The sequence below is a fragment of the Streptomyces sp. SM1 genome (assembly GCF_002910825.1).
Taxonomy (GTDB): domain Bacteria; phylum Actinomycetota; class Actinomycetes; order Streptomycetales; family Streptomycetaceae; genus Streptomyces; species Streptomyces okerensis.
The window spans coordinates 1-7,891 of the sequence record NZ_NEUB01000456.1 but is presented as its reverse complement, the minus strand read 5'-3'; the positions used below and the strand labels follow the sequence as shown (position 1 = coordinate 7,891).

The 7,891-nt window shown below is 72.0% G+C and carries 8 protein-coding genes; 5 read left to right on the top strand and 3 right to left on the bottom strand.

Annotated features, from left to right (window positions below; all coding sequences use genetic code 11):
• On the bottom strand, window positions 1–920 hold a 920-nt coding region (locus B9S61_RS11450; RefSeq protein WP_146064793.1), incomplete at its 3' end, for a serine/threonine-protein kinase.
• The gene (locus B9S61_RS11445; RefSeq protein WP_258039627.1) at window positions 913–1,767 is read right to left on the bottom strand and encodes a hypothetical protein; all 855 of its coding nucleotides are present in this window, start codon (window positions 1,765–1,767) and stop codon (window positions 913–915) included. The genes B9S61_RS11445 and B9S61_RS11450, both read right to left, overlap by 8 nt.
• A 184-nt stretch (window positions 1,768–1,951) precedes the next feature.
• Here B9S61_RS11445 and B9S61_RS11440 point away from each other — a divergent pair, with 184 nt between their 5' ends.
• The 4 genes from B9S61_RS11440 (at window position 1,952) to B9S61_RS11425 (ending at window position 6,078) form a co-directional block, all read left to right on the top strand.
• Window positions 1,952–2,308 (top strand): hypothetical protein, encoded by a 357-nt coding sequence (locus B9S61_RS11440; protein WP_103542163.1) that lies wholly within the window; start codon window positions 1,952–1,954, stop codon window positions 2,306–2,308.
• Window positions 2,309–2,475: 167 nt separating this feature from the next.
• A complete protein-coding gene (locus B9S61_RS11435) occupies window positions 2,476–3,714 on the top strand; it encodes a glycoside hydrolase family 16 protein (protein WP_103542162.1) in 1,239 nt (412 codons plus the stop codon).
• A gap of 269 nt (window positions 3,715–3,983) precedes the next feature.
• Window positions 3,984–4,538 (top strand): tellurite resistance TerB family protein, encoded by a 555-nt coding sequence (locus B9S61_RS11430; protein ID WP_103542161.1) that lies wholly within the window; start codon window positions 3,984–3,986, stop codon window positions 4,536–4,538.
• Window positions 4,539–4,626: 88 nt separating this feature from the next.
• Window positions 4,627–6,078, top strand: coding sequence for a WGR domain-containing protein (locus B9S61_RS11425; protein WP_103542160.1), 1,452 nt, complete (start codon window positions 4,627–4,629; stop codon window positions 6,076–6,078).
• Between the two features lie 81 nt (window positions 6,079–6,159).
• Here the strand turns inward: B9S61_RS11425 and B9S61_RS11420 are convergent, their stop codons facing one another.
• Window positions 6,160–6,897, bottom strand: coding sequence for a D-Ala-D-Ala carboxypeptidase family metallohydrolase (locus B9S61_RS11420; protein WP_258039626.1), 738 nt, complete (start codon window positions 6,895–6,897; stop codon window positions 6,160–6,162).
• 229 nt (window positions 6,898–7,126) lie between these two features.
• Between B9S61_RS11420 and B9S61_RS11415 the strand changes: the two genes are divergently transcribed.
• Entirely contained in the window at window positions 7,127–7,849 is a 723-nt protein-coding gene (locus B9S61_RS11415; RefSeq protein ID WP_103542158.1) for an FAD binding domain-containing protein, read from the top strand.
• Window positions 7,850–7,891 lie beyond the last annotated feature (42 nt).

The following is a 7,891-nucleotide window of genomic DNA, read 5'->3' as shown; positions in this document are numbered from 1 at the left end:
GCGGTCGCCTCCTCGTCCACGACCGTCGGATCGACACCGGGCATCGCGAGACTCTCGGCGGCGCGCGCGGCGACCATCGCGGCGACGGGGTCGGGGAGCCAGTCGGCCGCATCCGGGGCGTCCTCGGAGAGCTGCCGCGCCACGTCCGCCGCCGTGGGGCGGGCGTCCGGCTCCCTGGCCAGACAGCGGCACAGGAGCGGCCGTGCCCCGGTCTCCACCCCGTCGAGGTCCGGTTCGTCGTGGACGGTGCGGTACAGCAGTGCGTCCGGTTCCCCGGTCCCGAAGGGCGGCCGGCCGGACATCGCGTACGCCAGGACGCAGCCGAGCGCGAAGACATCGCTCGCCGAGGTGGCGGGTTCGCCGCGGGCCTGCTCCGGGGCGAGGAAGCCGGGGGTGCCGACCACGAGGCCGGAGGCGGTCAGCGCGGTGTCGTCGGCGGCCCGGGCGATACCGAAATCGATGAGCCGTGGTCCGTCCGGTGCCAGCAGGATGTTGCCCGGCTTGACGTCGCGGTGCACCAGCTCCGCCGCGTGCACCTCGGCCAGCGCGCCCGCCAGCAGCCCGCCCAGCACTCGTGCGGCCCGGGGCGGCAGGGGGCCGTGCGCGGTGACGGCCTCGGCGAGCGAGGGACCGGGGACGAACGCCGTGGCCAGCCAGGGCGTCCGCGCGTCGGCATCCGCGTCGAGCACCGGCACGACCCAGGCGTTCTCCACCCGCCGGGCCAGCTCCGTCTCCCGTGCGAACCGGGCCCGGAAGCCGTCGTCGGCGGCGCTCTCGGCATGGATCACCTTGACCGCGGCGAGTTGCCCGGCGTCGGTGCGCCCCAGGTAGACCACGCCCATGCCACCCGCTCCGAGGCGGCGCAGCAGCCGGAATCCGGCGATGCGGGAAGGATCGGACGGACGCAGCGGCTCACTCATCACCGGTCCCCTTCCTACGCGCCTCGTCGGAGCTTCCTCGGCGGTCGACCGCGGCGGCGACGAAGCCGACCCCCTTGACCACGTCCGCCGAGACGGCCGACTGTTCTTCCTCGGTCCGCCCGGCGCCGTATCGGGCGGTCGCGGCCACGGTGACGGGACCGAGCCGGAGTTTGAACCAGTCGAAGGGGAGAGCGCCCTTCTCTCCGTCCACCAGCCACTCCCCGCTCTCCATCAGATCGTCCTCGGCGATGGCGTTGCGCTGGTCCTCGAACGTGTTGGCCTGCGAGTACAACTCCCGCACGCGCTGGGTGGTGTTCAGCCGCTGCTCCGGGCAGCGCAACGCCTCCTCCAGGGACACCGCCATGTCCCGGCGACCCTCGACGGTGTTCCGGTGCACCGTGATGGTCAGGGAGACGTACACGGCTTCCCTCCCCTTGGCGGCCGGCAGGACGAACGCCCGGGTGAGACTGGCCAGGACGTGGTCCGGCAGCGGCTCACGGCGCCAGAGGCAGTCCTCGCCCAGCACGGCCCACCGGGACGGATCGCTCTCGTGGGGCCGGTGTCTGAGGAACCCGAAGCCGAAGTAGTCGGGCTGTACTTCGAGTCCGCGTACGAAGGCGACCGCCTCGGCCCGTGTTCGGGGTGCCCGGTCCTCCGGCAGGGTGTACGGCTCGTCCTCCGCGGCCGCAGCGTCCGCGGAGGACGAGCCGGGACTCGGGGCGTCGGCCGTGTTCCTCTCCGGCCCGGACGGCTTGGCCGCACCGGCCCCCCCGTCCGTTCCCCCCGTGCAGCCCGCCATCAGCAGTGCTCCCGCCACCGCGGCCACGACCGGTCTGTGCGCGACCATGCCCCGCCCCCGCTCTTCCCTTGTCGGCCGGTCCCTTGGCAGCAGTGTGGCGCACGGGGAAGCGGTCGGATAGCAACTCGACTGCAAAAGAAGGGACTTACTGGAACCCCGTGCCGATGAGTCATGCCCGCGCACATCCGGGGCATCAGAAGGCCACCGGCCGGAGCGAGAAGGGACACCAGCCATGAGCAGGGGCAGCCGCACTCTCACCGTCCTGTACATCGCCGTGGCCCTCTGGCTCTCCTTCTGTACGGTGCGCACCTGGGGTGCCGTTCCCGCCTGGACCACCCTCGCCATGGCCGTCGCCGCCCTCGCCCCCGTCATGGGTGTGGTCCGCGAGACGGTGATCGCCGACGAACGCCGCACCGTCGCCGTCCTGCGCGAACGGGAGGGCCGCCGGGCGGCGTGGCGCGACGTGGCGGCCGCGGCGCTCGCGCAGGCCGAGGTGGAGGCCGCGTGCTGTGAACGCTGGTGGACGTCCTGCGCCACCGAGCACGACCCGGCCTGTGCACACCGGACCTCGTGGGGCACAACGGCGTGAATCACCGGCCGGACCCGGCAGGGCGGGCGCGGTCACGACTCCTGGTACGTACCAGAGTCTTGACGCCCTCTTATCTCACCTCTTGAATCAAGTCGTTGCGCATTCAACCCCCACAACCTCGGTCCGGCACGCCCGTACCCACGGGCCGCCGTACGGAAGGGAGAGCCATGTTCTCTCCGCGCACCCGCCGCAGATGGCTGATCGCCGCCCTGCCCGCCGTGCTGGTCGCCACCGGCGCGGTCGGTACCACCGCGCAGGCCGAAGAGCCGGCGGACGTCACCGCCGCGGCGGCCGTGACGTTCTCGGACACCTTCGACGGGCCCGCCGGCGCGGCCGTCGACTCCTCGAAGTGGCAGATCGAGACCGGCGACAACGTCAACAACCACGAGCGGCAGTTCTACACGTCAGGCAACAAGAACGCCGCCCTGGACGGCCAGGGCCATCTGGTCATCACCGCCCGCAAGGAGAACCCGGCCAACTACCAGTGCTGGTACGGCACCTGTCAGTACACCTCGGCGCGGCTCAACACGGCGGGCAGGTTCACCGCGCAGTACGGGCACGTCGAGGCGCGGATGAAGGTGCCGCGCGGACAGGGCATGTGGCCGGCCTTCTGGATGCTGGGCACGCCGGTGAACTGGCCGGACTCGGGCGAGATCGACATCATGGAGAACGTCGGCTTCGAGCCCTCCACCGTGCACGGCACCCTCCACGGTCCCGGCTACTCCGGCTCCGGCGGCATCGGCGCCGGCTACACACTGCCGGGCGGCCAGGCCTTCGCGGACGCCTTCCACACCTTCGCCGTCGACTGGGCGCCGGACTCGATCACCTGGTCGGTGGACGGGAACGTCTACCAGCGGCGCACACCCGCCGACCTGGGCGGCAGGCAGTGGGTGTTCAACAAGCCGTTCTTCCTGATCCTCAACCTGGCGGTGGGCGGCTACTGGCCCGGCGACCCGGACGGATCCACCGTCTTCCCGCAGCAACTCGTGGTGGACCACGTGTCGGTGACCACGGGCGACTCGCCGGCCGGCGGAGCGATCCGCGGCCTGGCCGGCAAGTGCGTCGACGTCGCGGGGGCGGGCACGGCGAACGGCACCCCCGTACAGCTCTACGACTGCAACGGCACCTCCGCCCAGCAGTGGTCGGTCGGCGGTGACGGCACGATCAGGGCGCTCGGCAAGTGCCTCGACGTCGCTTCGGGAGGTACGGCGGACGGCACGCCCGTCCAGCTGTGGGACTGCAACGGCACCGCGGCCCAGAAGTGGGTCGTCACCGCGGCCCGCGACATCGTCAACCCGCAGGCGGACAAGTGCCTGGACGTGACGGGCAACAGTTCCGCCAACAGCACCCGGTTGCAGATCTGGACCTGCCTGGGCGGCGCCAACCAGAAGTGGACGGTGGGCTGAGCCGCGGCCGGATCCGTCGCGGGAACGGGACCCGTAAAGGGGCCGGACCCGATGCCGGCGGCCGCCGCCCCGGGCCTCACGGTCCGGTGCGGCGGCCGTTCGTCCGGCCCCGGCGGCGCCCGTGCGGCCGCTGACGCGCCGGCAGTCTTCGCCTTCTTCTGCCCCGCGGGAACACGGCCGGGGTCGCGTCCGTTGACCGGACGGACCGTGAGGACCCGGGCTGGCAACCAGGACCGGGTGGACAGCTACACAACCAGAGGTGGCACCGAATGGCGATGTGGGACCGGCTCAAGGAACAGGCCAGGACGCTCCAGCAGTCCCAGGGCGCTCAGACGGGGGGCGCACGGCAGCAGGGGCACGGCTCGTCCTCCTCCGGCGGCGGCTCCAAGGCCAAGCTGGTGGGGCTGTTCAAGTCCCAGCTCGCCTCGGCCAAGACGGAGCTGAAGAGCGGCGCCTACCGGGACGCGAGCATGGCGATGTGCGCGCTGGTCGCGGCGGCCGACGGCCGGGTCGACCCGGCGGAGCGGCAGCGGGTGGAGGAGCTGATCGTCTCCAACGAGGTACTGCAGAACTTCCCGCCGGACCAGCTCCGCAAGCGGTTCAACGAGCATGTGGACCGGCTCACCGCCAACTTCGAGCAGGGCAAGGCGCGGGCACTGGAGGACATCGCCAAGGCGGCGAAGAAGCCGGTCGAGGCACGGGCGGTCGTCCAGACCGGCATGGTCGTCGCCGGTGCGGACGGGAGCTTCGATCCTTCCGAGCAGTACGCCGTCCGCGAGGCCTGCGGAGTGCTCGGTCTCTCGCCGCAGGAGTTCGGCGTCTGACGGCTCCCTCGTTGTCAGTGGCACCCCCTACGGTTCGATCAGTGGGTCCGCCGGAGCGGCCGTGGGCCCGTCTGGGGAGGGGTGTGCCATGTCTGCCGGGTCCACGGTGTCGACGACGTATCTGGAGCTGTCCCAGGAGGACGGCGCCGCACACAAGTTCTACGAGGTGTCGGTCGACGGCCAGTTGGTGACGGTGCGGTACGGCCGGATCGGCGCGGCGGGGCAGACGCAGACGACGACGTTCGCCTCGGCGGCGAAGGCACGGGCCGCCGCGGCGAAGAAGGTGGGGGAGAAGGTCCGCAAGGGCTACGAGCCGGCGGTGCCCGGTCAGCGGGCCCCGCGCGCGGTGACCCGGCGCCAGGTGGCCTCCGCGCCGTCCACCGCGCGCGCCGTGGCTCCCGTGCTGTGGCGGTTCGGTACGGGCTCCTCCGCCTTCGGCATCCATGTCGACGACGACCGCTGCTGGGTCGGCAACCAGGCCGGAGACGTCTTCACCCTGGACCACGAGGGCAGCGTACTGGCCCGGTTCAGTCTGCCGGACGGCGTGAAGTGCCTGGTGGCCGACGACTTCTGGATCTACGCGGGCTGTGACGACGGCCGGGTCTACGACCTGTCCTCGAAGCTGCCGTTCGCCGCCTACGACATCGCGGCGGACGTCGACATCTTCTGGCTGGACATCCACGAGGGCGTGCTCGACGTCTCGGACCGCGAGGGCCGGCTCACCGTCATCGACCACGAGGACGAGCACCAGTGGTCGCGCCGCAGCCAGGGTGACCACGCATGGATGGTCCGCGCCGACGACCGGGCCGTCTACCACGGCCACCACCGGGGTGTCACGGCCTACGCGCCCGACGGCAGCGGCGAGTTGTGGCACACGCCCACCCGCGGCGGTGTGCTGTTCGGCTGGCAGGAGGACGACACCGTCTACGCGGGGACGGCGCACCGGGTGGTGCAGCGGCTGTCGAAGGCGACCGGTGCCGTCGAGGCCACCTACGCCTGCGACGGTTCCGTGTACTCGTGTGCCACCGCGCCGGGCGGGCGGTTCGTCTTCGCCGGGGACTCGGCGTCGTCCGTCTACTGCTTCGACCGGGACGGTACGCGGCTGTGGAAGCTCGGCACGGGAGGCGGATCGGCGCTGTCGATGCAGTACCGGGACGAGCGGCTGTACCTGGTGACCACGGACGGTTCCCTGGTGTGCGTGGACGCGAGCGAGGCGGCGATCTCCGCGGCGCAGCAGGGCAGCGTGCCGGTCGTGCGGGACGTCAAGCTCGCCGCGGCCCTGCCCACCTACACGCCGGCCACGACCGCGACCGCGGTGGCCACCGTCGCACAGGCGCCCGCCGGTGCCGTGGTCGTCGAGTGCGCGCAGCACAACGGGAGGCTGCGCGTCCATGTCGTGTCCGGCGGCTACGACGAGTCGTGGAACGTGCAGTTCCCGCGCGCGATACGGGTGCCCGGCGCCCGGTATGTGGTGGACGCGCTGCATCCGGCGGCCGGCGGCTTCTACCGGGTGCGGGGGGAGATCCGGCGGCTGCTGTGACCGGGAGACGTACCGCCCGCGCCGGTGCCGGGGGTTCCCCGGAGTGGGGCCGGGGAACCCTGCTCGGGGGCAGTCGTCCGCTCAGATTCCGCAGGTCGGCGCGGACCAGTAGCGGCTGCCGCGGTGGTCGACGTGGGTGTGGTCGTTGTGCCCCGGGTAGCCGGGACCCAGGATGCCGCGGAAGCCGTGGTTGCGGGCCTGCTTGGCCAGGGTGCACAAGGAGTGCGGTCCGGCGCCGAGGTCGGCCGCGTCGCCGTACAGATGGCGGCTGCCGCTCGCTCCGCCCACGGCGTCGTTGCAGGCGTGGGAGCGGAAGCCGCTGGTGACCCGGATCGGCTGGTCACCGAGTGCGTGCCGCAGGGCTTCCAGCTTCCACATCGTCCGCAGCGCGTTGGACTTGGCCGTCGCGGCACTGACCGCGCCGCCAGACCAGGTGGAGTTGCAGCTGTTCAGCTCGGCGTAGGAGAAGTGGATGGGAGTGCAGTCGTTGTCCTGGAGGGCGTAGAGCTTGTTGAAGGTGTTGGGGCCCGCCACACCGTCGGCGGCCAGGCCGTAGGCCGACTGGAAGCGCTTGAGCGCGGCCGCCGTGGCCGGGCCGAACGAGCCGTCGACGGCCAGCACGGAGCCCTGGCCGGGGTAGCCGCCGAGCCTGATCTGAAGCTGGGTGACGTCGGCGCCCGAGGCGCCCTGGGACAGGGTGCGGGGCCAGGTGTAACAGCCGTCGGCGTGCGCGGTGCCCGCGGTGGCGACGGCACCCGCGGCCAATCCGGCCATGAGCATGACAATTGAGAGAAACAGACGTACAGCGCGTCCGAACATGCGATCTCCGGTTCCGGGAAGTGTGGTTCAGCCGAGTGACGGGCCATGTGACGCGCGTCAACCATGGAGCAAGCACCCGGCCGAGCGCAAGGTCCCACCCGATGGGCGCACACGGCGAACCAGCGAGCCCTGTACGCGCCCCCGTGACGGTGCCGACAATGCAGTGCCCCGGATCATTCCGCGAAGTGGCTTGTTCCCCGCCCCCGTCGAGGAAAGCAGGTCGACCGCCGTGCTGTTGCGTCTGCCCACGTCCCTGTCCGGAGCACAGCACTGTCTGGCCGAGGGGGCGGTACCCGTCGGCGGAGCCACGCTCGTGTGGGCCCTCTGGCAACGCGACGGCTTCCCCGAGCAGGCGATGTCCCTGCGCGAACTGTCCGAGGCCAACCGGATGGAACGCCAGGAACTGGGCGCGGCGGTCCTGTTGCACCAGGTGGACGACCGGGTGCCGGAAGTGCTGCGCCGCGCCGCCTCGACCGTGGGGACCGGCGCGGTACGCCGGACGGCCACCGTCGGCGGCAACATCGTCGGCAGCACGCTGCGCTGTCTGCTCCCGGCGGCGCTGGCCCTCAACGCGCGGGCGACCGTTCTGGACAGGGACGGTACGTACGAGACCGACCTGGGAGAAGTGGTCGCCAAGCGCCACCTGCTGCTCGGGATCCACTGGCAGGACCCCGTGACGAGCGGGTACTACAAGGAGCCCGGCGAAGCGGGCGGTCCGCCACCGCTCGTCGTGGCCACCGCCGTGCATGCGGGTGACGACGGCCGGCACCAGCTGTCCGTCGCCGTCCGGGACGGCTACGAGGTGACCACCGGGACCGCCGACTGCCACACCGGACCCGACCCGGCGCTCCGGGCCCTGGACCGGACCGGCCTGGCGTCCCTGCCCGGCCCGGCACGGGAGGCGGTACGCCGCGAAGTGACCGCCCTTCTGGACCGCCCGACGAACCGCTGACGCGCCCCACGCCGCCGGCGCTTCCCGCACCCCCGGCGTTTC

Excerpts from the sequence above, each read along its gene's own strand:
- B9S61_RS11445 (WP_258039627.1), bottom strand. The coding sequence starts at position 1,767 with ATGGTCGCGCACAGACCGGTCGTGGCCGCGGTGGCGGGAGCACTGCTG.
- B9S61_RS11440 (WP_103542163.1), top strand. The coding sequence starts at position 1,952 with ATGAGCAGGGGCAGCCGCACTCTCACCGTCCTGTACATCGCCGTGGCC.
- B9S61_RS11435 (WP_103542162.1), top strand. The coding sequence starts at position 2,476 with ATGTTCTCTCCGCGCACCCGCCGCAGATGGCTGATCGCCGCCCTGCCC.
- B9S61_RS11430 (WP_103542161.1), top strand. The coding sequence starts at position 3,984 with ATGGCGATGTGGGACCGGCTCAAGGAACAGGCCAGGACGCTCCAGCAG.
- B9S61_RS11425 (WP_103542160.1), top strand. The coding sequence starts at position 4,627 with ATGTCTGCCGGGTCCACGGTGTCGACGACGTATCTGGAGCTGTCCCAG.
- B9S61_RS11420 (WP_258039626.1), bottom strand. The coding sequence starts at position 6,897 with ATGTTCGGACGCGCTGTACGTCTGTTTCTCTCAATTGTCATGCTCATG.